At 63.9% G+C, this 22,185-nt stretch carries 14 protein-coding genes and 3 tRNA genes; 10 read left to right on the forward strand and 7 right to left on the reverse strand.

Annotation, left to right across the window (positions count from 1 at the left end):
• The first annotated feature begins 31 nt into the window (after positions 1-31).
• Positions 32-108: transfer RNA gene (locus IGX34_RS09455), tRNA-Pro, on the forward strand.
• The gene (locus IGX34_RS09460) at positions 81-998 is read left to right on the forward strand and encodes a hypothetical protein (RefSeq protein ID WP_192555461.1); all 918 of its coding nucleotides are present in this window, start codon (positions 81-83) and stop codon (positions 996-998) included. Before IGX34_RS09455 ends, IGX34_RS09460 begins: the two co-directional genes overlap by 28 nt.
• 106 nt (positions 999-1,104) lie before the next feature.
• Here IGX34_RS09460 and pbpC read toward each other — a convergent pair whose 3' ends face one another.
• The 4 genes from pbpC to serA form a co-directional block, all read right to left on the reverse strand.
• A complete protein-coding gene (gene pbpC, locus IGX34_RS09465) occupies positions 1,105-3,513 on the reverse strand; it encodes a penicillin-binding protein 1C (RefSeq protein ID WP_192555462.1) in 2,409 nt (802 codons plus the stop codon).
• Positions 3,514-3,627: 114 nt separating this feature from the next.
• Positions 3,628-8,613: an alpha-2-macroglobulin family protein gene (locus IGX34_RS09470; RefSeq protein WP_192555463.1), complete on the reverse strand. Its 4,986-nt coding sequence runs from the start codon at positions 8,611-8,613 to the stop codon at positions 3,628-3,630.
• Between the two features lie 120 nt (positions 8,614-8,733).
• A complete protein-coding gene (locus tag IGX34_RS09475) occupies positions 8,734-10,404 on the reverse strand; it encodes a methyl-accepting chemotaxis protein (protein ID WP_192555464.1) in 1,671 nt (556 codons plus the stop codon).
• A gap of 174 nt (positions 10,405-10,578) precedes the next feature.
• Entirely contained in the window at positions 10,579-11,811 is a 1,233-nt protein-coding gene (gene serA / locus IGX34_RS09480) for a phosphoglycerate dehydrogenase (RefSeq protein WP_192555465.1), read from the reverse strand.
• A 148-nt stretch (positions 11,812-11,959) separates the two neighbouring features.
• Here serA and IGX34_RS09485 point away from each other — a divergent pair, with 148 nt between their 5' ends.
• Together IGX34_RS09485 and pip are read left to right on the forward strand one after the other, a co-directional pair.
• Complete coding sequence (locus IGX34_RS09485) at positions 11,960-13,345, forward strand: FAD-binding oxidoreductase (protein ID WP_192555466.1); 1,386 nt, start codon at positions 11,960-11,962, stop codon at positions 13,343-13,345.
• A gap of 114 nt (positions 13,346-13,459) precedes the next feature.
• Positions 13,460-14,419 carry a prolyl aminopeptidase gene (pip, locus tag IGX34_RS09490; RefSeq protein WP_192555467.1) on the forward strand — a complete coding sequence of 320 codons (960 nt, stop codon included), beginning with the start codon at positions 13,460-13,462 and terminating at the stop codon, positions 14,417-14,419.
• 165 nt (positions 14,420-14,584) lie between these two features.
• On the opposite strand, the gene upp is transcribed toward pip, so the two are convergent.
• The 3 genes from upp to IGX34_RS09505 form a co-directional block, all read right to left on the reverse strand.
• Positions 14,585-15,229: a uracil phosphoribosyltransferase gene (upp, locus tag IGX34_RS09495; protein ID WP_192555468.1), complete on the reverse strand. Its 645-nt coding sequence runs from the start codon at positions 15,227-15,229 to the stop codon at positions 14,585-14,587.
• Positions 15,230-15,334: 105 nt separating this feature from the next.
• A complete protein-coding gene (locus tag IGX34_RS09500) occupies positions 15,335-15,661 on the reverse strand; it encodes a PsiF family protein (protein WP_192555469.1) in 327 nt (108 codons plus the stop codon).
• 162 nt (positions 15,662-15,823) lie between these two features.
• Positions 15,824-17,320, reverse strand: a complete 1,497-nt coding sequence (locus IGX34_RS09505; RefSeq protein WP_192555470.1) for an aminotransferase class III-fold pyridoxal phosphate-dependent enzyme — start codon at positions 17,318-17,320, stop codon at positions 15,824-15,826.
• 277 nt (positions 17,321-17,597) lie between these two features.
• Here IGX34_RS09505 and IGX34_RS09510 point away from each other — a divergent pair, with 277 nt between their 5' ends.
• From IGX34_RS09510 to IGX34_RS09535, 6 genes are all read left to right on the forward strand, one after another.
• On the forward strand, positions 17,598-18,515 hold the full coding sequence (locus IGX34_RS09510) for an ABC transporter ATP-binding protein (protein WP_192555471.1): 918 nt from the start codon (positions 17,598-17,600) through the stop codon (positions 18,513-18,515).
• Positions 18,515-19,309, forward strand: a complete 795-nt coding sequence (locus IGX34_RS09515; RefSeq protein ID WP_192555472.1) for an ABC transporter permease — start codon at positions 18,515-18,517, stop codon at positions 19,307-19,309. The genes IGX34_RS09510 and IGX34_RS09515 overlap by 1 nt, the downstream gene beginning before the upstream one ends.
• A gap of 37 nt (positions 19,310-19,346) precedes the next feature.
• Entirely contained in the window at positions 19,347-20,555 is a 1,209-nt protein-coding gene (locus tag IGX34_RS09520) for a sensor histidine kinase (protein ID WP_192555473.1), read from the forward strand.
• Complete coding sequence (locus IGX34_RS09525) at positions 20,552-21,154, forward strand: response regulator transcription factor (protein WP_192555474.1); 603 nt, start codon at positions 20,552-20,554, stop codon at positions 21,152-21,154. The genes IGX34_RS09520 and IGX34_RS09525 overlap by 4 nt, the downstream gene beginning before the upstream one ends.
• A 712-nt stretch (positions 21,155-21,866) precedes the next feature.
• A tRNA-Arg gene (locus IGX34_RS09530) sits at positions 21,867-21,939 on the forward strand.
• 2 nt (positions 21,940-21,941) lie between these two features.
• Positions 21,942-22,007: transfer RNA gene (locus IGX34_RS09535), tRNA-His, on the forward strand.
• Positions 22,008-22,185: the final 178 nt, after the last annotated feature.

Raw genomic sequence — 22,185 nt, forward strand, 5'->3', positions numbered from 1 at the left:
ACTGCTACAATTTCATCTCTTTGCGGTCAGTCGGGGTGTAGCGCAGCCTGGTAGCGCATCTGCCTGGGGGGCAGGGGGTCGTGGGTTCGAATCCCGCCACCCCGACCATTCCGCAAGAACACGAAAACGGCGCCTCGGCGCCGTTTTTTGTTGCCGGTAGGTTGGCTTGGCGCGGACTCGGTCCGGGCGAACCCAACGAGCTGTCCTCGTCGCAACATCGTTGGGTTACGCTGCGCCAACCCAAGCTGCGCCGCTGCGAAGAAAGGGAGATGCCGCCGATGCCGTCCAACACCTGTCATCCGAACGCTCCGCACGTAAAGCTGAAAGCGCCCGACTGGTATATCTCGTCATTGATGCTCGACCGCGCGCTCGACGCCATCCTGCGCCGGGTGAAAAAGCTCGACCGCGACCACGACATTCCTTATCTCGCCGGCTACAGCCAGGACGGCAAGACGATCTACATCGATCGCCACCTGCCCAAGACCTTCACCTTCCGCGGCCGCACGATCGAAGTGGACCGCTTCCTGGTGCTGCACGAGGAAGTGGAAAAAACCTTGATCGATCAGTTGGGCCTGCACTACCTGCATGCGCACCAGATCGCCACGCGGGCGGAAGAAGCCGCCGTGCATGCACAGCACATCACCTGGCAGGCGTATGACCGCTTCATGCAGAAATACGTCAAGGCGATCGGCGACGAGCGCCTGCGCAAAGTGCCGGTGGATCTGGACCTGAAGCCTTATCGCGACTATCACGACTACGATCTGCTGCGGCAGATGGAACAGCATCTGGAGCGCGGCGCGGGTATAACCGCCAGGCAGAAGACCGAATTGAAGAGCTATGCCGATGCGTTCCGCGAGGAATTGCGCGTGCAGCATCGACACGAACTGCATAGCGATGAGCCGGCGCCCAAGCGACGCAAGCCTGCTGCGAAAAAGACGGTAGCGAAAAAGGCGGCGACGAAGAAGTCGGCTGCAAAAAAGGTCGCCAAACGCAAATAGACCGGGATGCGCGTAGGCTGGGTTAGCGCCGCGTAACCCAACGAACTCCACCGAGGCGTTGGGTTGCCCCCGGATCAAATCCGGAGTAACCCAACCCCGACACGCACTAGGACTTGTCGACCGACAACCTCAACTGCGCAAACGCACCGTTGCGCGTCAGCGCGGTGATCTGATGATCCCCTGCTTGCGGCAATGCCAGCTGCATGTTCGCGTTGCCCACGCTGCTGCCCTGCAGGCGGCCATCCAGCAGCCATTGCACTTCGCCGATCGCCCCCAACGCCTGCAACGTAACGCGCAAAGGCTGCGTGCTGTTCGGTGCCTGCCGCAGGTGAACGCCCTGGGTCAGCCCCGCAATGCGGATCGGGCTGGCGACATCGAGCGAATCCGGCGCGCAGTTTGGCGCCAGCGGCGGCAGTGTGGCGCGGGCGGCATCGTCGTCATGCAGCCATGGCGAGGCCAGCGCCGGCCAGCGGGCGATCTGCACGGTGTGTTCCTGCTTGCCATGGCAGGTGGCGCTCAGGCGCTGGCCCTGCGCGTTCACGCGCACGCTAACCAGGCCGGCCGACCAGGCGGTGACGTCGCGTTCGGCAAAGGTGGGCGGTACCGCTCCATCGAGCACCCAGGCGGTGCGTCGCTGACGGCACAGGTCGGCAGGTGTCGAACTCGCCGCACCGCCCAGGGGCCAGCAGATATCCACGCTGCGTACGCTCAGCGGCTGCACATTGCGCGCACGCGTACGATCGTCCGGCAGCATGTCGACCACGGCGAACATCAGCGGCAGTGAGGTCACCGCACCGTATTGCCCCGGCGACGGTGTGCCGTCGGGGCGGCCGATCCATACCCCCACCGTCCAGCTGTTGGTAACGCCAACCGCCCAGGCATCGCGATAGCCGTAGCTGGTGCCGGTTTTCCAGGCGACTGCGCCGTGGCGATCGATGGTTCCTTCCAGTGGCGCGCCTTCCACGTCGGCCGGATTGGTGGAAAGAATAGTGCGGATGATCCATGCCGCACCCGGCGACAGCAGATGCCGCGCCTGCTGCGCTTGCTCGGGCAGGTAGCGTGGCGTGCCGGCGATCCCGCCGTTGGCGAAGGCCGTGTACGCACCCACCAGATTTTCCAGTCGCGTGGATGCGCCGCCCAGAATGATCGACAAATTCGGTTGCGCGCCCTGCGGTAAGCCGAGATCGATGCCGCCATTGGCCAGCCGCGCAACGAAGCGGTTCGGCCCTACATGATCGAGTACATCCACGGCCGGTACGTTGAGCGAGCGCTGCAAGGCTTCGGCAACACTTACCGGACCGCTGAAGCTGTCGTCGAAATTGCCCGGCTTGTAGCCGTTGAAATCCTGCGGCGCATCGACCAGCAGGCTTTGCGAGGTGATCAGGCCGTCATCCAAGGCGAGGCCATACAGGAAGGGCTTGAGCGTGGAACCGGGCGAGCGTGGCGCGCGCACCATATCGACATGTCCCAGCCGCAAGGGGTCGGCAAATTCGGCGGTGCCGACGTAGACGCGTGCTTCCAGGGTGGCGTTGTCGACCACCAAGATGGCCGCGGATGTGCGTGGCGGCAGGCGCGAAAGATAGTCGCTGACCCGATCTTCCACCGCGCGCTGCAGATTGGCGTCGATGGTGGTGACAATGCGTCGCGCCTGCGGCTGCTGGCGATGCAGGCGTTCGGCCAGCAGTGCCGCCTCCAGCGGCGCGCGCAATGAACGCGCCACCACCGGCTCGATTTCCGCATCGCGGATCTGCGCATCGCTCCACAGGCCTTCATCGCGCATGCGTCGCAGCACCTTGTCGCGTGCCTGCCGTGCGGCATCGGGATGGCGATCGGGACGCAGCAGGCTGGGCGTTTGCGGCAGCACGGCCAGCAAGGCGGCTTCGGCATGCGAGAGCCGGCTCGCCGGTTTGCCCAGATACGCCCACGAAGCCGCTTGCACGCCCTGGATCGGGCCGCCGAAGGGGGCGTGGTTGAGATACAGCTCCAGAATCTGCGCCTTGCTCAAATGCGCTTCCAGTTGCAGCGCACGGAAGATCTGCACCAGCTTGCCGCCGAAGGTATGCGGGATCGGTTCGATGATGCGCGCCACCTGCATGGTCAGGGTCGAACCGCCCGACACGATATGGCCATGGCGCAACGCGGTTGCCGCACCACGAAGCAGGGCATACGGATTCACGCCCGGATGGCGATAGAACCAGCGGTCTTCGTAGGTGAGCAGGGCTTGCAGGTAGAGCGGAGAAACTTGCTGTGGGGTGATGGGATAACGCCAGACGCCATCACTGTCGGCAAACGCGCGCAGCGGGGTGCCGTCGCGCGCGAGCACGACAGTACTGCCGGTGTCCGGGGCAGGGAGTTGCAGCGGGAACAGGCGATCGAGTGCGAAGGCCAGCAGGGCGAGCGCTCCAAGCACCGGCAGCACTAGACGAAGCGTGCGAATCGCATATCGCCCGATCCATCCCCTCTCCACTGCGGGGAGAGGGTTAGGGGGAGGGGGCGAGCTTGCGGGAAACTTCATGATCGGCGGATTTTTTCATGGCGCAACGAAGCGACTTTTTCGCGAGAGTGGCCGCTCACCCCAGCCCTCTCCCCGCAGGGGAGAGGGCGTGATCTGCGCGCTGATTTTGACGTGCTACGGCTCCACCACCTTCAGCTGCGTCAGCGGTATGGCGCCGATCCCGCGCAGCGCCGGCCGGTACATGTCTTCCACCAGCGGCGGCGGCACGGTGTACGTGCCCGGCGTTACTGCACGCACCAGATAGAACACATGCGCCGCCTGTCCGCCTTGCAGCTTCAGCGCGGCGTCGTAGCGGTCGTCACGGTATTCCTCGTGCACGATATCCGCCGCATCGGTGCGCTGATCCAGGGTGATGCTGTCGATCACCACATCCGACCATTGCTGCGCACCGCTGAGGTTGAGGTTCTCCACTTCCAGGCCGCCGGGCAGCAGGTCGGTGACCAGCGCATCGGGCATGTCCTTGCGCGCCTCGATGGTCAGCTCGACGATCAGCGTATCGCCTTCCTTCAGCGTGTCACCGCTCCAGGCCTTGCCGTCGGTGGTGTAGTAAGCGCGACGCACATCGACCTGGCTGGCATCGGCAGCCGGCGCCTTGGCCGGGATGCCGGCAATATCGAGCGTGGCGAACACCGCCGCCTTGCTTTGCGGCTGCACGCTGACACCGCTGGCCAGTTCGGCGGAACTGAGATTTCGTGTCCACAGGAACTTGTCGTCCGGCACCGCTTCGCTCTTGCCGCCGACCGTCAGCGCCGCCGACAGCGGCCTATTGCTGCCGGCGTTGAACACATGCGCCACCCGCGCAATGGCTACTTGCTCCTGCGTGCTCAGATACGACCACGACCAGTGGTAGTACGGGATCTTCTCCTGCGTGGCGCGCACATCGGCAGTGGCATTGCGGGCCCAGTCGATCAATTTGGCATCGTAGGCGGGCTTGTTCATGCCGTAGGTGTGGGTGAGCGCCACCATCGTGGCCAGGTCGCGCAGGTCGGAACCGTAGTCGCCCACATACCAGGGGCGCTCCTTGTCCCAGGCAAAGGCTTCGTCGATCGCTTTCTGGGCGCGGTCGTTATCGCCCATCAGCTTCAGGGCGATGCCCAGGTGCACCAGCGGCAGCGGCGCCACCAGTTTCTGGCGGTCGTTGTCGAAGATCGCACGTAGCGTACCCAGCGGCGCCCGATTGACGCGGGCCAGCACAAAGCCCGAATAAGCCTCGTCGGCGATGCGCAGGTGATCGTGATGCTCGTAGTCGTAATACGGATGGCCGCCGGCCAGCAGGTCGTCGCTGAGCCGTTGCAGGGATTTCTGCAGCACATCCTGCGGCACGGCAAAACCGGCATCGCGCGCGTCGAGCATGAAGTCGACCACGTAGGGCGTGATGAAGGTTTCGATCGGACTGGTGCCACCCCAGAAACTGAAGTGGCCGTTGCTGGCCTGGAACGAGGCGATGCGCGCAAGCGCGCCTTCCACCGCGGCCTGCCGTGCTGCATCGCCAAGCCCCTGCACGCCGAGCCCCTTGGCTGTCTTGTCGTCCATGTAGAGCGCGGCGTAGCCCTTGCTGGTGGTCTGCTCGATGCAGCCGTAGGGATAGCGCAGCAGGTCGCGCAGGGCGCTGCTGTAGGGCAGTGGCGGCAAGGTGCTCAGCGTCAGCTGGGCATGCACGGTGACGGGAATCAGGCCGGCCATCGAGCCGTCGATGTGCTGCGGCTTGCCGTCTTCGATCGCCATCGGCACGGTGGTGACCTGTTCGGGCCACGCCGGACGCACGGCGAATTCGAAATGGCGGTCGACCTGGTAGTCGTTGAGCTGCGCATGGATGTCGACCGTGGCCACGCCCGCACCACCGGCCGCGGTGACCGGCATCAGCAGGGTAGTGCCGCCGCCATCCTTCAGCGGCACATCGCGCGCGGCGTTATCGAGCTTGATCAGGTCGTTGGTCTTGACGCTGATCTTGGCCGTGCCGTCCTTGCCGGAGAGGTTTTTCAGATCGATGCTGATCTGTGCCTTGTCGTCCGCGGCCATCACACGCGGCGTGCTCGGCTCCACCACCAGGGGCGCGCGCACGGTGATGTTGCCATCGGTATTGCCGAAGCGTTCGTCGGTATAGGCCAAAGCCGCCAACCGCAGGCTGCCGTTGAAGTCCGGCACCTGCACATGCAGCGTAGCCTTGCCCTGCGCATCGAAGGCGACCGGGCCAGCAAACAGGTCCACGATCTGTACATGCGGATTCAGGCGCGCCGCATGCGGCAGGCCCTTGCCGCTCATGTCGCCGCCGTAGCGCAGCTTCGCTTCGGCGCCATCCATCGCTTCAATCACGCGGCTGTAGAGATCGTAGGCATCCACGCCCAGTGCGCGTTTGGCGAACATCCAGGCCCACGCATCCGGCACCGGGTAGTTGGTGATGTTGAGCACACCCTGATCCACCGCAGATAGCGTGACGTAGGCGTGCTGGCCGGACAGCCCTTGCGCCTGCACGCTGACATCCAGCGGATTGCCCGGCCGCATCATGGCCGGCGCGGTGAGCTTCAGCGGAATGCGGCGATCGTTGCGATCCATTGCCACATGCTCGATACCCATCGCCCGCGCGGGCGTGGTGTGCTCGGTGGCGTCGCCGCCGCGGAATACCAGGGCAACGATATACACATCGTGCCGCTCCCAATCCTTGGTGACCGGGATATCGAAGCTGGCGCCGGCCTTCGCATCGATATTGCGCGTATAGAGCAGATGATCGGATTCCACCAGCAGTACGCCGGGGCCATCGTGCGGCGGCGTCACCGTGACCTTCATGGTATCGTCGGCGCGATAGCGCGCCTTGTCCAGCGCCAGTTTCACCTTGTCCGGACGCGCTTCCTTGCCGAGGTTTTCGTCGTCCCAGCTATAGCCGGCGAAGAACGGATACACGGTGGTGAGTTTGGTGTCGGGGTCGTAAACCTCCAGCCGGTAGCCGCCCCATTCGACCGGGAAATTCAGCTGCACGCGCTGGCCAGCTGCAACATCGACGTCTTTTTCATCGATCTGTTGCAGTTGCACGTTGTCGTTGGATTTCCAATCGTCGCCGTGTTCGTACAGCCAGTAGAAGTCGCGGATCTCGCGCTGCAGACGCACCTTCAGGTGCGAGCCGGCGACCAGCTTGCCGTCGACATTGGCGCGCATGATTTCGAAGGCGGCGTTGCCTTCGCTCTCCGCGCCCTGGGTGGGATCGAACAAGGGGCGCACGCCGACCAGTTGCTGCGCCGGCCAGTACACGCGATCGAGCATGCGGGTCACCGCGCGGCCACCGCTCTCGTACACGCTGCCGGATACCGTCACGGTAAACGGCGCCACCGGCTTCACGTCGTCGGGCAGGCTGATGTCCTGTTCGAGATGGCCTTGCGCATCGAGTTTGTCGTCGACCGCATCGGCGGCATCCTTGGACACATCGGTGAGCGGATTGCCGAAGAACACATCGGGCAGGCTGGGCAGCGGATGTACTTCCGGTTTCACCAGGAGCTTGGCGGTGAAGCGGTTGCCGTCGGCGGGCGCGCCATACAGATAGCTCGATTGCACCGTCAGCTTCAGCGGCTCGCCCGGTGCCAGCCTGGCTTGCGGGCTGCCCAGATCCACCTTCAGGCGTTCGGGCAGGAATTCCTCCACATGGAACGGGAACGCCTGCACCGCCTGCTTGCTGGCTGGATCGAGGCGGAATTCAAGCTGCCACAGGCCGGTCGGCGCGTCGTCCGGAATCACTTGGCTCAGCTCGAAGTAATTCAAGTCGTGCGGTTCCAGCCGGGTGTCGACCAGGCTGCGGCCATCGGGCTGCTTCAGGCGTACGAACAGCGCCTGCGGCTTCATCGGCTTGCCGTCGTAGTCGCGCAGCAGCGCCGACGCGCGCAGCGTTTCGCCCGGGCGATACAGATCGCGGCCGGACCAGGCGAACACCTCGAACGGCGCCTCGGTGCGGCCGGTGATATCGAAGTTGGAAACATCCAGTGCCGGCTTGTTGAACGGCAGCACCGACACATCCTTGCCATGCCGCGCAATCAGCACATCGGCTGGATTGACCTTGTAGGCGATCAGCGCATTGCCATCGCCGTCAGTGCTGGCCTTCAGCTTGGGCGTGCCGTCGGCACCGTCGATCTCGATATCTACGTTGCCCACCGGCGAGCCGTCATGCAGCGAGGCGACGTGCAACAGCGCGTTGTCGTGATACACGCGCAGATGCAGGCCAAGATCGCTGACGAAGAACACGGCGGTGTCGTAGCCGCCCGTAAACGTACCGCCCTGCTTGAGTACCGCCATATACACGCCCGGCTGCGCCAGCTGCGGCACATCCTGGATCGGGATATAGGTAACGCTGCGCTCGTTCTGGCCGCCGCCCAGGGTGTAATGGTTGGCGTAGACCGAGTCGCCCATGTCGGTGATCGGGCGCTTGGCGCGGTCGCCGTGCTCGCAACGGTCGTACTCGCTCTCTTCGTGCTGCAGCTCGTAGTCGTTGCGATGCTTGTTGTTGGGATAGGCGCAGAACAGATCGGACAGTGCGTCGTCATGCACGCGGAAGAATTCGATATCCGCATCCTGCACATTCACCGACACCAGCGGCAGCCCGCGCGAACCGCGTGCAGGCAGCACGCTGCCGGTAGAGGCGAAACCTACGGCCGGCTGCAAGTCGCCGGAATAGACATCGCGTTTCACTTCATGCCCGAGCGTGCGTCCGTCCGTGGCCATCAGGCCTGCACGCAGCAGCACCGAGTAATGCTGATTAGGCGATACGAACGGGAAGTTGAGCGTCTTGCCGTCATCCTGCAGATCCCAGCTGCCGTTCACCAGCTCGCCATGCGGGCCGGTCACCGCCAGCTGTTGGTCGAAGGGCTGGGCAGACGCCAGCGCTGCGCTGAAATGCAGCGCGATCGCGGTGCGCGAATCGGTGGTCAGCGAGGTGGCGGACAACAGTGCGAACGGCTGGTTGGCCGTATTCGCTGCGGAACTGCTTGCCGCCGGTGTCCCCTGCAAAGCTGGCTTATTTCCATTGTCGTGATGGCAGGCGGCCAGCAGGCCAGCCATGCAGATCACGCCCAGACCTACCCACCCACCGCGGAAGCGGCGGCCGATCGACGTGCGCGTCATAGAACCCTCCCTGAGTCTGAGGGCAGTTTGCCACGCATTTGTGGCCGCTTGGAGGCCGGCGCAGGGCGCCGGCGGAGCGCGCCGGACCGGCTGCTCCGGGGGCGCAAACGGCTGGGTGGGTCAGGCCGCCGCGGGTAGTCCCGGCGCCATGGCCGGCGCGGTGCCGGCGACGCGCGCGGCTGCCTTGGATGGCAGCTGGGCGACGGGTTTGAGGTTGTCGCCCAGTTTGAAGAACGCCACGCTTTCCTCCAGCAGGCGCGCGCGGCGCTGCACGGAATCGGCCGCAGCGGCAGCCTCTTCCACCAGGGCAGCGTTGCTCTGCGTGACCTCGTCCATCTGCTGCACGGCGCGGTTGACCTGCCGGATGCCGGCGGCCTGTTCCGTGCTTTGCGTAGCGATCGCACCTACCGTGCGCGCAACATGGTCCACGCTGTCGAGCAGCTTGCCGACCATCGATTCGGCGCGCGCGATCATCTGTGTGCCGCTTTCGATGATGACCACCGATTCCTCGATCAGCGAGCGGATCGTGCTTGATGCATGGCGCGAATTGCGTGCCAGCGATTGCACCTCGCCGGCCACCACATTGAAGCCCTTGCCGGCTTCGCCCGCGCGTGCCGCTTCCACCGAGGCATTCAAGGCGAGGATATGCGTTTGCGTGGCGATGCGGTCCATTGTCTCGGTGATCTCGGTGATGCGGCTGGCTACGTCCTGCACCTGGCCCATTGCATGCACAGCTTCGGACATGGCCGTGCCGCTCTGCTTGGCGATATCCGTGGCAGCTTCCGCCAGTTGGCTGGCTTCGTGCGCACGCGTCGCATTGGTGTTCACGCTGCTGGTGAATGCCTGCATCGAGGAGGAGGTTTCTTCCAGCGCGGCCGCCTGCTCGCTGGTGCGCGCAGATAGATCCTGGTTGCCGCTGGCGATCTGGCGCGTGGAGGCGGAAATTTCGGTGCTGCCGGTGCGGATGACGTTCACCACCTGGCGCAGCTGGCCGTTCATCGCGTTGAGTGCGCTCAACAGTTTGCCGGCTTCATCGCGGCTGCTGGCTTCCACTTGCGCGGACAAGTCGCCTTGCGCAACGGCCTGCGCCACTTTCACGGCGTGGCCGATCGGTGCGGTAATGCTGTAGGCCAGCAGTCCGACCAGGACAGTGCCGGTAATCATCGCGCACAGCACCACGGCGACCAGGAACATGCATGCGGCACGAAAGGCATCGCGGCTTTGCTGGTCGATCTGGGAGGAGGCAGCCTGCGCCTGCTGCTTCATGGTGGCGACCAGGCCATCGATGGCCGCCGTCGGCGCGCGATCGATGCCGGCGACCATACCGTCCACCAGGTGCACGCTTTTTTCGTCCTTGGCATTGTAGTGCTGGAGTGCGGCGAGGTATTTGGTGCCCAGCTGCGCATGTGTGGACACCGCCGCATCCACGCTGTCGGTCTTGATGCCGAGCGCCGCCATCTGCTGCTTCAGCGTGGCGAGGTCCTGGTCCACCGCACTGGATTGCGCGGCAAAGGCATCGTGATGGGTCTTGAACGCTTCCGCATCGGCACCGCGCAGCAGCAGGTCTTTCCATTCCTGTACCTGCTTTTTGAAGTCGACCTGGGCCACGCGCGCCGTATCCACCGCCGCGGCGAACTTCGCAGCGGTCTCGGTGGACTGGACTTGCAGATCATGTGTGCGCGTGAGGCCGCGCCAGCCGCCCAATCCGACCATGACCGCCGCGGCCAGCATGATGGCGCCGAGCAGGGCGAGACGGATGGCGATACGCAAATCGCGGAAACGGAATTTCATAAGCCAGATCGCAATGGGGGAGGTTGCCGGTTTTAGTCGTTATCGGCATAAGGCGATCTGGCTTGAGCGGCGGGCGTAGATTGGGTTGGCGCAGCGTAACCCAACGGTGTTGCTCGCTTCGGACGGAGAATTGTTGGGTTACGCTGCGCTAACCCAACCTACGGGTGTGGTCTCTCAATACAGCACGCGTGCGCGCAGGGTGCCGGGAATCGCCGCCAGCTTGTCCCGCAACGAGCCCGCCTGCTGCTCATCCGCCGACACGTCGATCACCACATAACCCACGTCCGCAGTGGTCTGCAGGAACTGCGCATCGATGTTGATGTTGCCGGCCGAAAACAGCTCGTTGATACGCGACAGCACGCCCGGCACGTTGCGATGGATATGCAGCAGGCGCCGGCTGCGCGGATGTTCGGGCAGGGTCACTTCCGGGAAATTCACTGCCGACAGGGTGGAGCCGTTGTCGCTGTAGCGCACCAGCTTGCTGGCCACTTCGATACCGATATTGTCCTGCGCTTCCAGCGTGCTGCCGCCGATATGCGGCGTGAGGATCACGTTGTCCATGCCCAGCAGCGGCGAGACGAAAGCATCGTCGTTGCCCTTCGGTTCGACTGGAAACACGTCGATGGCCGCACCGCCGATATGCTCCGTGCGCAAGGCCTCGGCCAATGCGTCGATATCGACCACGGTGCCGCGCGATGCATTGATCAACAGGCCGCCTTTTTTCATGCGCGCCAGTTCGGTCCGGCCGAACATCAGCTTGGTCGACGGCGTTTCCGGCACGTGCAGGGTCACCACGTCGGCGCGTTCGAGCAGGTCGTCCAGGTCGGCGGCGGCGCGCGCATTGCCTAGCGACAGCTTGGATTCGATGTCGTGGAAAATCACCCGCATGCCCAGGCTTTCGGCCAGCACACCTACCTGCGTGCCGATGTGGCCGTAGCCGACGATGCCCAGCACCTTGTCGCGCACTTCGAAGCTGCCGGCTGCCGACTTGGTCCAGCCGCCGCGATGGCATAGCGCGTTCTTCTGTGGAATGCCGCGCAACAGCATGATCGCTTCGGCAATCACCAGTTCCGCCACGCTGCGTGTATTGGAGTAGGGGGCGTTGAAGACCGGAATGCCGAACTTGGCGGCGGCGCTCAGTTCGACCTGGTTGGTGCCGATGCAATAGCAGCCCACCGCGATCAGGCGCTTGGCATGCTCGAGCACGTCGGCCGTGAGGTGCGTGCGGGAGCGGATGCCGATGATGTGCGCGTCGGCAATGCGCGCTTTCAACTCGTCCTCGGGCAGCGATTTGGCGTGGTACTCGATCTGGCTGTAGCCGGCGCGCTGGAAGGTTTCCACGGCCGTGCGGCTGACGCCTTCGAGCAACAACACCTTGATGTCCTGCTTGGGGAACGAAGTCTTCATGGCGGCCCTGGATTTGGATGTAAGAGCCTGTCTGCGGTCTCTGCATGGCCCGCAGACAGGCTCATCACTATGCCAGATTTTGCCGCGGTGCAGCACTGGACGCCTGCCGCCGGCGCTGGCAGGCTGGGACTCCGCATCTGGAGCCGCCATGACCCACGAAGCCCTCGCCGACCTCGCTGCCCGCCTGCCCGACCTGCGCCTGCTCACCGATGCCGGCGACCTGGAGCACTACGGCCGCGACTGGACCCGGCGCTGGACGCCCGCCCCGCTGGCCATCGCGCTGCCGGCCTCGGTGGAGGAGGTGCAGGGCATCGTGCGCTGGGCCAACCAGCACAACGTGGCGCTGGTGCCCTCCGGCGGCCGTACCGGCCTTTCGGGCGGGGCGGTGGCGGCGAACGGCGAGCTGGTGCTGAGCCTGGCGCGGATGAACCGCGTGCTCGGCTTCGACGCGGTGGACCGCACCCTGACCGTGCAACCGGGCATCGCCCTGGAAACCGTGCACACGGCAGCGCGCGAGCACGGGCTGATCTATCCGGTGGATTTCGCCGCGCGCGGGTCCTGCTCCATCGGCGGCAATATCGCTACCAATGCCGGCGGCATCCGGGTGATCCGCTATGGCAATACGCGCGAGTGGATTGCCGGTCTCAAGGTGGTGGCGGGCAATGGCGAGCTGCTCGATCTCAACCGCGGCCTGATCAAGAACTCCAGCGGCTACGACCTGCGCCAGCTGATGATCGGCGCGGAAGGCACGCTGGGCATCGTGGTGGAAGCCACCTTGCGCCTGACCGATCCGCCGCCGCCGTCGCAGGTGATGTTGCTGGCGCTGCCGGATATGGATGCGCTGATGCAGGTGTTCGCGCTGTTCCGCGCACATCTCTCGCTGCAGGCGTTCGAGTTTTTTACCGACATTGCCTTGAAGCACGTGCTGGCGCATGGCGCGCAGCGCGCAATCGACGGCGATCATCCCTATTACGTGGTCACCGAATTCGACGCACCCGATGAACGCACCCAGGAAGCTGCGCTGGCAGCGTTCGAGCAGTGCGTGGAACGGGGCCTGGTCAGCGATGGCGTGATCGCGCAAAGCGAAGCCCAGGCCGCCGCGCTATGGCGGCTGCGCGAAGGCATCACCGAAAGCCTGGCGCCGCATAAGCCCTACAAAAATGATGTTTCCGTGCGCATCGGCGCCGTACCCGGATTCCTGCACGAGATTCAAGCGCTGCTGACGCGCGAATATCCGCAGATCGAAGTGGTGTGGTTCGGCCATATCGGCGACGGCAATTTGCACATCAATGTGCTGAAGCCGGAGACGCTGGCCGATGCGCAGTTCATCGCCCAGTGCGAACACGTGACCAAGCTGCTTGCGCAGACCCTGCAGCGGCATGGCGGCAGTATTTCCGCCGAGCATGGGATCGGGCTGGTGAAGCGGGCTTATCTGGAGAGTACGCGCAGCGCCGAGGAAATTGCGCTGATGCGCGGGGTGAAGGCGGTGTTCGATCCGAATGGCTTGCTCAATCCGGGCAAGGTGTTTGCCTGACCTGCACATCCGGCCCCCGCGCCCTATTGCCATAGGGCAGGGAGTCATTCGGTCCGCTTGGGTTGTACAGCGCCCACCCGTACCATGTCGTTTCCCCCTGTAAGGCCGTCAGCCATGTCCCAGCACCGCCGCAGCTTGTACCCCGAGATCGAACCCTATGATGTCGGGCAACTCAAGGTTTCCGACCTGCATACGCTCTACTACGAGCAGAGCGGCAACCCGAATGGCAAACCGGTGGTGTTCCTGCATGGCGGCCCGGGCGGCGGTACCAATCCGAAGTGCCGGCGTTTCTTCGATCCGGCCGTTTACCGCATCGTGCTGTTCGACCAGCGCGGCTGCGGCAGGTCCACGCCGCACGCGGAACTTGCCGACAACACCACCTGGCATCTGGTCGGCGATATCGAAAAGCTGCGCGAGCATCTGAGTATTCCGCGCTGGCAGGTGTTTGGCGGTTCCTGGGGTTCCACCCTGGCGCTGGCATATGCGCAGACGCATCCGGACAAAGTCACCGAACTGGTGTTGCGCGGCATCTTCATGCTGCGCCGCTGGGAGCTGGAGTGGTTCTACCAGAAGGGCTGCGACGCGCTATATCCGGATGCCTGGGAAACCTATCTGGCCGAGATTCCTGAAGTGGAGCGCGGCGACCTGATGAGCGCCTACCACCGTCGCCTGACCAGCCCGGATGTAAAGACGCGGCTGGATGCGGCGCGGGCATGGTCGGTGTGGGAGGGCGCCACCAGCTTTTTGTTCCAGGACGATGGCTATATCAGCAGCAGCGGCGAAGACGAATTCGCCCTGGCTTTTGCGCGCATCGAATGCCATTACTTCGTCAATGGCGGTTTCTTCGAGCACGACGATCAGTTGCTGCGCCATGTCGAGCGCATCCGCCGGATTCCCGCAGTGATCGTGCAGGGGCGTTACGACGTGGTGTGTCCGATGCGCAGCGCCTGGGATTTGCATCGCGCGTGGCCGGAGGCGGATTTGCGCATTGTGCAGGATGCGGGGCATTCGGCGTTCGAGCCGGGTATTACGCATGAGCTGCTGGAAGCGACGGATCGGTTTGGCCGCTCGTAAACGTGCAGGTTCGATCTATCTCGATATCGCTGCTTTAGCCCACCGTCATCCCGGCGAAAGCCGGGACCCAGTGTCTTTACGCGGTCGCCAGTCGCTGGATCCCGGCTTTCGCCGGGATGACGGTGCGGTGTGACTGGAGCTTTTTGACGAAAGCCCGCGTGCTTTTTATTCCGCCGAAGGCAATTGCTTCGTGCCGAAAATCTTGTCCCCCGCATCCCCCAGCCCCGGCAGGATGTAACCCTGCTCGTTGAGCCGTTCATCGATCGATGCGGTATAGATCTCGATATCCGGATGACTGGCTTCGATGCGCTTGAGCCCTTCCGGCGCGGCCACCAGGAACAGCCCCTTGATGCGCTTGCAGCCGGCCGCCTTGAGCATGTCGACGGTCGCGACCAGCGTGCCTGCGGTAGCTAGCATCGGGTCGACGATCAACGCGATGCGCTCATCCATGCGCCCGGTGAGTTTTTCGTAGTAGGCGATCGGTTGCAGGGTTTCTTCATCGCGCTGCAATCCCACCACGCTGACCTTGGCCGCCGGAATCAGCTCCAGCACGCCAGGCAACATGCCCAGGCCGGCACGCAGGATCGGCACGATGGTGATCTTCTTGCCCTTGATCTGTTGCACCTTCACGGGGCCGGCCCAGCCTTCGATCTGCGCTTCGATGGTTTCCAGATCCTTGGTGGCCTCATAGGTGAGCAGCGAGCCCACTTCGGACGCCAGTTCGCGAAATTCCTTGGTGCTGATGCCGGCGCGGCGCATCAGGCCGAGTTTGTGCTGGATCAGGGGGTGGCGGACTTCGACGATCTTCATGCGCAAGGTATTTTTCAGAGTGAGGCCGCAAGCATAGCGGCAAACGAAAAGGGCGCCGCCGGCTGGCGACGCCCTCGATGGGCCGGCATCGGCAATGAACCGCTCTCAGGAGCCGCTTTTCAGGCAACTGCTCATCGCAGTCTTGTAGTCGGCGCCCTTCTTGCCGGCATTGGCATGGCTGCAGTCGGCCATTTTCTGCTGCTGGGTTTTCTTGGCGTCGGCGGCCGGGGCGGCGGTGCTGTCGCCCTTCATGCAGCCGGCGACGGCGGCCTTGTAATCGGCGCCGGTCTTGCCTGCGTTGGCGTGGCTGCACTGGCCCAACTTGGTGGAATGCCCCGCCGTGCTGGACGAGCTCTGCGGTGCGGCGAAGGCGGTAGTGGTCGCGAGGGCCAGGACTGCACTGGCGGCGAGCAGGCTGAAACGCATGGACATGATGCTTCCTCCTGAAGTTATGGCCGGCGGTTGTGCCGGCTGAGGCAGTCTATGCCCTGGGCATGACAGGGGAAAGCTACTTAGCGCGCATTGCCTTGCTCGCCGTCATCCCGGCCTGCGCCGGGATGACGGGAGTGGTGTGCGGGTTTTACGCGGGGAGGCTTACGCCGCGCGCGCTTCGCTCTTGCGCGGCCCTTCCAGCAGCGCATGGCGCACATGCGCAATCACCATGTCCACTTCCGCGCTGGTGATCTTGAAGTGCGGCGTAAAACGCAGCGAGTTGGCGCCGCCATGGATCACGCCCATGCCGCGCTCGCGCAGATACTCCTCGGTGGAGCCGGCGCCGTAGCACTTGAACTGCGGCGCCAGTTCGCACGAGAACAGCAGGCCGGTGCCCTGCACCTTGGTGATCAGGCCGCCCAGCTCGTCCTTCAGCGTATTGAGCTTGTCGACGAATTCCTTGCCGCGCACGCGGATATTGGTGCGCACTTCATCGGTGAGCTGGTCGAGCGTGGCCAGCGCCACATCCAGCGCCCGCGGATTGGCGGTCATGGTGTTGCCGTAGATGCCCTTGCGGTACAGGCCGGCAGTGCGGTCGGTCACCGCCAGCACCGACAGCGGATACTGGCCGGCATTGAGCGCCTTGGAGAAGGTTTCCAGATCCGGCGGCGCCAGCTTTTCGAAGCCGGGATAGTCGGTCAGCGACAGCACGCCATGCGCACGCAGGCCAGCCTGGATCGAATCGACCAGCAACAGCGAGCCGTGTGCTTCAGTCAGCGCGCGCGCCGCCTGATAGAACGCGGGCGTCACTGCGCGGCCGGGATCGCCTTCGCCCATCACCGGTTCCAGGAACAGCGCCTCGATAAACCAGCCATGGCGATCGGCATCGGCGAACACCGCTTCGAGCTGGGCGATGTCATACGGCGCCACCGTAAGCAGCGTGTCTTCATGGCGATAGCTGGCCAGGTGCTGCTGATAAGTGCGGCGCGAAGAATCCGAATACAGCGCCGGCTTGTCAGTGCGGCCATGGAACGCGCCTTTCACCGCCACGCGCTTGATCGTGCGGCCGGCATAGCGGCCACCGGCGTCGGTCATCAGCTTGGCGTTGACGTCGGCAATGCGGCAGGCCAGGCCCACCGATTCCGAACCCGAATTCAGGCACAGGTACTGCACATACGGATTGGCGCCGCGGTTGCGGCCGAGCTCGCGCTGCATCGCCTGGGTGAAGCGCATCTGCGACACGCTCGGCGTCATCACGTTGGCCATCACCTGCGGGCGCGCCAGGGCCGCATCGATTGCTTCGTTGTTGTGGCCGAAACCCAGCATGCCGTAGCCGCCGTTGTCGTGCGCCACCGCGCCTTTCAGCGTAATCACCCACGGCCCGCGCGCGCTGGCCGGCAAGTACGGATTGATCGCATCGTCCGGATAGAAATTCACGAATCCGGCCTGCGCCTGGGTCAACTGCTCGGCTTCGTCGAGCTTGAGGAAATCGGCCAGCTCGGCACGCAGTTCCTGATGACGCGCAACCGCTTCGGTGATCGCCTTGCCCAGTTGTGGATCAAGCGCGGCCATGCGCTCGATGGTGGCGTCGTCCAGGCCAGTGGTCCGCGGCTTGCCGCCAAATTCGCGCAATTCGCGCAGCTGATCGATCACACCCATGACTACTCTCCTCGACTCTCACCGGCGCCTCGCACACCCAGCGCAAAGCAGGCCGACATAACTATTGCGTGCGGGATGGGCGCTAGGGGCCCGAGGGCAAGAAACCCGATTCGCACTCGCCGCGTGGGGGAAACCGCTGGCGTACGCCCATCAGGATAACCTGCGGGCAGGGGCCGCCGGTACCCCCGGATGACGCCTGTCATCAGCGATGGCTGACGCTGACAACTGGGCTGGAACCCTTGTGCTGCCTACGCTGCAGTGCAAGGAGGGACCACCCATGAACACCACATCCGATGTCGTTGCCCGGCTCTCGGGCGCAGTCAAACGCTATGGCCAGCTCACCGCGCTGGACGGCGTAGATCTCGTGTTGCACCGCGGCGAACTGCTGGCGGTACTGGGTCCCAACGGGGCCGGCAAAAGCACCAGCATCAGCCTGCTGCTGGGCCTGATCCGCCCCGATGGCGGGCGGGTGGAGCTGTTCGGTCGCGATCCGCAGCAGATCGAGGCGCGCCGGCGCATCGGCGTGATGCTGCAGACGGCGATGCTGCCGCTGACCTTGCGCGTGGGCGAGCTGCTGCGCCTGGTCGCCAGCTATTACCCGAATCCACGCCCGCTGCAGGAAAGCGCTGCACTGGCCGGTGTCACCGATCTGTTGCAGCGGCCTTACGGCAAGCTGTCCGGCGGCCAGCAGCGGCGCGTGCAATTTGCGCTGGCGCTGTGCGGCCGCCCCGAGCTGGTGTTTCTGGACGAACCCACGGTCGGCATGGATATCGATGCCCGCCAGAAGCTCTGGGCCGCCATGCGCAGCCTGGTGGCCGAAGGTTGCTCGGTGGTGCTGACCACCCACTATCTGGAAGAAGCCGAAGCGCTGGCGCAGCGCGTGGTGGTGATGGGCAAGGGCCGCGTGCTCAGCGAAGGCACGGTGGATGCACTGCGCGCGCAAGTACCGCTTACGCGGATCCGCTGCGTTAGCGATATCGATGCGTCGACCGTGGCGAATTGGCCGCAGGTGGCCAGCGCCGAACGCGATGGCGCGCGCCTGCGCATCAGCACGCATGCGGCGGAAAACGTATTGCGCCGCCTGCTGGCCGCCGATGAGACGCTGAGCGAACTGGAAGTGCAGCGTGCCGGCCTGGCCGACGTTTTCACCGAACTCACCCGTGACGAACCCGCGCTGGAACAGGAGGCTGCGTAATGAACGCCGTAACCATCACCAACACCGCTGCGGCCGCTGCAGGCAGCATGGGTTTTCGCCGTGTGCTCGGCGCCTACCTGGCGGAGGCGCGCAGCGAATGCCTGCGCTATATGCGCAATCCCGGTTTCATGCTGCCAATCACGCTGTTCCCCACCATGTTCTATTTGCTGTTCGGCATCGTGATGAATCACGCCGCCGGTCCCGACGTAGCGCGCTACCTGCTGGTGAGCTACGGCGTATTCGGCGTGATGAGCCCGGGGCTGTTCGGCTTTGGCATCTCGCTGGCGCTGGAACGCGACGGCGGCCTGCTGACCTACAAGCGCGCATTGCCGATGCCGCCGGGCGCCTATCTGCTCGGCAAGATGCTGATGGCCATGCTGGCGGCGGCGGCCGTCATCCTGCTGCTGCTGGCGATGAGCGTGGGCATGGCGCACCTCGCCATCACGTTGCGCCAGGCCAGCTTGCTGTTGCTGCTGGGTGTGCTGGGCGTGGTGCCGTTCTGCGCCCTGGGCATGCTGGTGGGCACCTTGATCAAGGGGCAGGGCGCGCCCGGCGTGCTCAACCTGATCTATCTGCCGATGTCCTTTCTTTCCGGCTTGTGGATTCCGATGAATCTGCTACCCAAGGCGCTGCAGCAGATGGCGCCGGTGTGGCCGAGCTTTCACCTGCACGAACTGGGGCTGGTAGCGCTGGGCGTGCAGCAGGGCAATATCGCAGGCCATGTGCTGGCGCTGCTGGGCTACACGGTGGTGTTCCTGGTCATCGCCGCCCGTCGCCTGCGCCGTTACGGTTGACGTACGATACCGGCCATAGCAATCGGGGATCCTGACCATGTCTTTCTCACTACCCGTGCCAGCATGGTTGAAGCCCGCTCCGGATTCGGAGGCGGCGGAGAATATCCGCAAGGGCCATAACCCCTGGATCGATGCGGTCCACTTGCTATGGTCGGTGTGGATCTTTTTCGGGCCCTTGATGGACAGCCGCGGCTTCACGCTGCGGTGGCTGTTCACCGTGGTGGCGACCTATCCGGTCTTCCTGCTGCTCTATGCGTTTTGCATCATTCGCCCGCAGCGCTCGATCTACTTTTATTCCTGGTGCATTGCCTTGCTCGGCTACGTGACCCTCGGCTTCGATGGCGGTGCCGGCGGCTGCTACTTCATTTACGGCTGCGTGATGTTGCGTGTCTGCGAATATGCCTGGGGCAGATATCTGCTGCATGTTGCCGGCATGTGCGCAGTCTTTGCCGTGATCGCCTCGCTGGGTCATATGCCGTGGCAGGTCGTGGCCTATTTGATCGTGATGGTGGCGGTGATCAGCACCGTGGTAAACGTCGGCATCCATGCAGCAAAAAAGAATGCGGCGCTGAAGTTGTCGCAGGATGAAGTGCGGCGGCTGGCGGCGACAGCCGAGCGCGAACGGATCGGTCGCGACCTGCACGACCTGCTCGGACACACCTTGTCGCTGATCACGCTGAAACTGGAGTTGTCGCGCAAATTGTTCGACCGCGATCCGACCGCTGCGCGCCGTGAACTGGAAGAGGCGGAAAACGTAGCGCGCCATGCCCTTGGCGAAGTACGCGCAGCGGTTACCGGCATCCGCGCCACCGATCTTGCCGCCGAACTCGCCTCCGCCCACCTGCTGCTGGAATCTTCGGCCGTGCATCTGGACTACGGTCAGTTGCCGCCGTCGCTGCCGGTCGAAGTGGAACGCGGCCTGGCGCTGGTCATACGCGAGGCGGTCACCAATATCCACCGGCACGCAGGCGCCACCGAGGCCAGCGTGCGATTCGACCTCACCACGGAAAAACTGCAGATGCAGATTTGCGATAACGGGCGCGGCGGCCAGAGCGCCGAGGGCAACGGCATCAACGGCATGCGCGAACGCGTAAGCGCACTGGGCGGCACGCTGTCGATCGACTCCCCGCCCAAGCGTGGTACCCGCCTGCAGGTATGCGTGCCGCTCGGCGCGAAGAACCGCGCCCTGCACAGCCATGCGGCGCAGGCCGATGGCGGCGCCGGTCTTGTGCGAGGTGCCGCATGATCCGCGTGCTGCTGGCCGAAGACCAGGCCATGGTGCGCGGCGCCTTGTCGGCGCTGCTGAACCTGGAATCGGATATCGAAGTGCTGGGCTCGGTAGCCGATGGCGAGTCGGCGTGGCGCGAAGTGCAGCGCCTCAAGCCGGATGTGCTGGTGACCGATATCGAAATGCCCGGCATCACCGGCCTGGAGCTGGTGCAGCGCATCCAGCGCTACGAATTGCCGATCAAGTCGATCATCGTCACCACCTTCGCGCGCCCCGGCTTTTTGCGGCGCGCCTTGGACGCGGGTGTGTCGGGCTATCTACTGAAAGATGCACCGGCCGAACATCTCGCCGAAGCACTGCGCACCGTACATCGCGGTGGCCGCTCGATCGATCCGCAGCTCGCACTGGAGGCATGGTCGGAAGCCGATCCGCTCAACGATCGCGAACGCCAGGTGCTGCGTCTGGCCGGCGAAGGGCAGTCGGCGAGCGATATCGCCAGCCATCTCAATCTCTCGCATGGCACGGTGCGCAATTATCTTTCCGAGGCGATCGGCAAGCTGGGTGCGGGTAATCGGATCGAGGCGTATCGCCTGGCGCGTCAGAAAGGCTGGCTTTGATTTTCTGAAACACCATCAATGCGAATACACGCTTTAATCGAAAGCGTGGATAAAAAATATTTTGAATGCAGCGTGTAGGAATTATTCCTACACGCTTAAAAAGCACTTGCAAGCTAAATACGGCTCGCGTAATGTTCGCGTCCTTCGCCGGTGCCGGCGATATTCTCAGTGGAATTAATCATGTCGTATCACTTTGCCAACATTGCTTCGCTGCCGCGCCCGATGCGCGACGCGATGCCGTGCGTGCGACGTGAAGGGCATGCACTGCGGAAAGATTTCTTCTAAACGACCGATGCTCTTGTGGAGATCGGTCACCCGATCTCCCGAGGCGAACGCGAACGCCCTCGGGTCAATGCCCGGGGGCGTTTTGTTTTAGGCGTTCGCAAGGGATGTGCATGCATCGAACCAGGTTTTTGTATTCGATTTTCAGGAATTTACTTCCGCCCCGAAGTATCCGGCCGTAGCAGCGGCCGAGGCAGGGGCGCGGCTGCGACAAGCGCATGTGCGCTGCGCCTGGATGCTTCGGCGCGGGTGGTGCGGGAAATCGAGTTCATCAATAACAGGCGCTTGCGCCTTCATGAATTGCCGATGGAATGTCGGCAATACGCAGCATTTATCGGCAGGTTTTCAGCGGTTCGGGTTCTCATGCCCGTCTGGTGCGCGCGGCTGTGCCGTGGCGTATGCCGAAACATGTACGAGAGTGTTGCGACTGTGACGTTAGCTCAGAGGTAGAGCAGCGGCATTCGATGCCGTTGGTGGCCGGTTCGACTCCGGTACGTCAACCACTGGATAGCTCAGTAGGGTAGAGCATCGGTCTATGAAACCGAGTGTCGCGGGTTCGACTCCCGCTCCACATGACTTCTAGTCATGACCGGGAACGCAAGTTCCCACCCCAGGAAACACCTCGTGTGTCGGCTGGGTCGACCGCCACGGAAAGGCAGTCGCCATTCGATGCAGCGGGTGCGTAGCCGGGTGTACGTCCCGCGTGCGGGCGGGTTTTCGCGCAGGATGGCAGTACGGTGCGCCGTATT

Origin of the sequence: Dyella acidiphila (genome assembly GCF_014863405.1) — a bacterium.
Classification (GTDB): Bacteria; Pseudomonadota; Gammaproteobacteria; order Xanthomonadales; family Rhodanobacteraceae; genus Dyella_B; species Dyella_B acidiphila.

Coding starts and splice junctions, on each gene's coding strand:
- IGX34_RS09485 (WP_192555466.1), top strand. CDS start 11,960: ATGACCCACGAAGCCCTCGCCGACCTCGCTGCCCGCCTGCCCGACCTG.
- pbpC (WP_192555462.1), bottom strand. CDS start 3,513: ATGAAGTTTCCCGCAAGCTCGCCCCCTCCCCCTAACCCTCTCCCCGCA.
- IGX34_RS09475 (WP_192555464.1), bottom strand. CDS start 10,404: ATGAAATTCCGTTTCCGCGATTTGCGTATCGCCATCCGTCTCGCCCTG.
- pip (WP_192555467.1), top strand. CDS start 13,460: ATGTCCCAGCACCGCCGCAGCTTGTACCCCGAGATCGAACCCTATGAT.
- serA (WP_192555465.1), bottom strand. CDS start 11,811: ATGAAGACTTCGTTCCCCAAGCAGGACATCAAGGTGTTGTTGCTCGAA.
- IGX34_RS09520 (WP_192555473.1), top strand. CDS start 19,347: ATGTCTTTCTCACTACCCGTGCCAGCATGGTTGAAGCCCGCTCCGGAT.
- upp (WP_192555468.1), bottom strand. CDS start 15,229: ATGAAGATCGTCGAAGTCCGCCACCCCCTGATCCAGCACAAACTCGGC.
- IGX34_RS09510 (WP_192555471.1), top strand. CDS start 17,598: ATGAACACCACATCCGATGTCGTTGCCCGGCTCTCGGGCGCAGTCAAA.
- IGX34_RS09525 (WP_192555474.1), top strand. CDS start 20,552: ATGATCCGCGTGCTGCTGGCCGAAGACCAGGCCATGGTGCGCGGCGCC.
- IGX34_RS09500 (WP_192555469.1), bottom strand. CDS start 15,661: ATGTCCATGCGTTTCAGCCTGCTCGCCGCCAGTGCAGTCCTGGCCCTC.
- IGX34_RS09505 (WP_192555470.1), bottom strand. CDS start 17,320: ATGGGTGTGATCGATCAGCTGCGCGAATTGCGCGAATTTGGCGGCAAG.
- IGX34_RS09515 (WP_192555472.1), top strand. CDS start 18,515: ATGAACGCCGTAACCATCACCAACACCGCTGCGGCCGCTGCAGGCAGC.
- IGX34_RS09470 (WP_192555463.1), bottom strand. CDS start 8,613: ATGACGCGCACGTCGATCGGCCGCCGCTTCCGCGGTGGGTGGGTAGGT.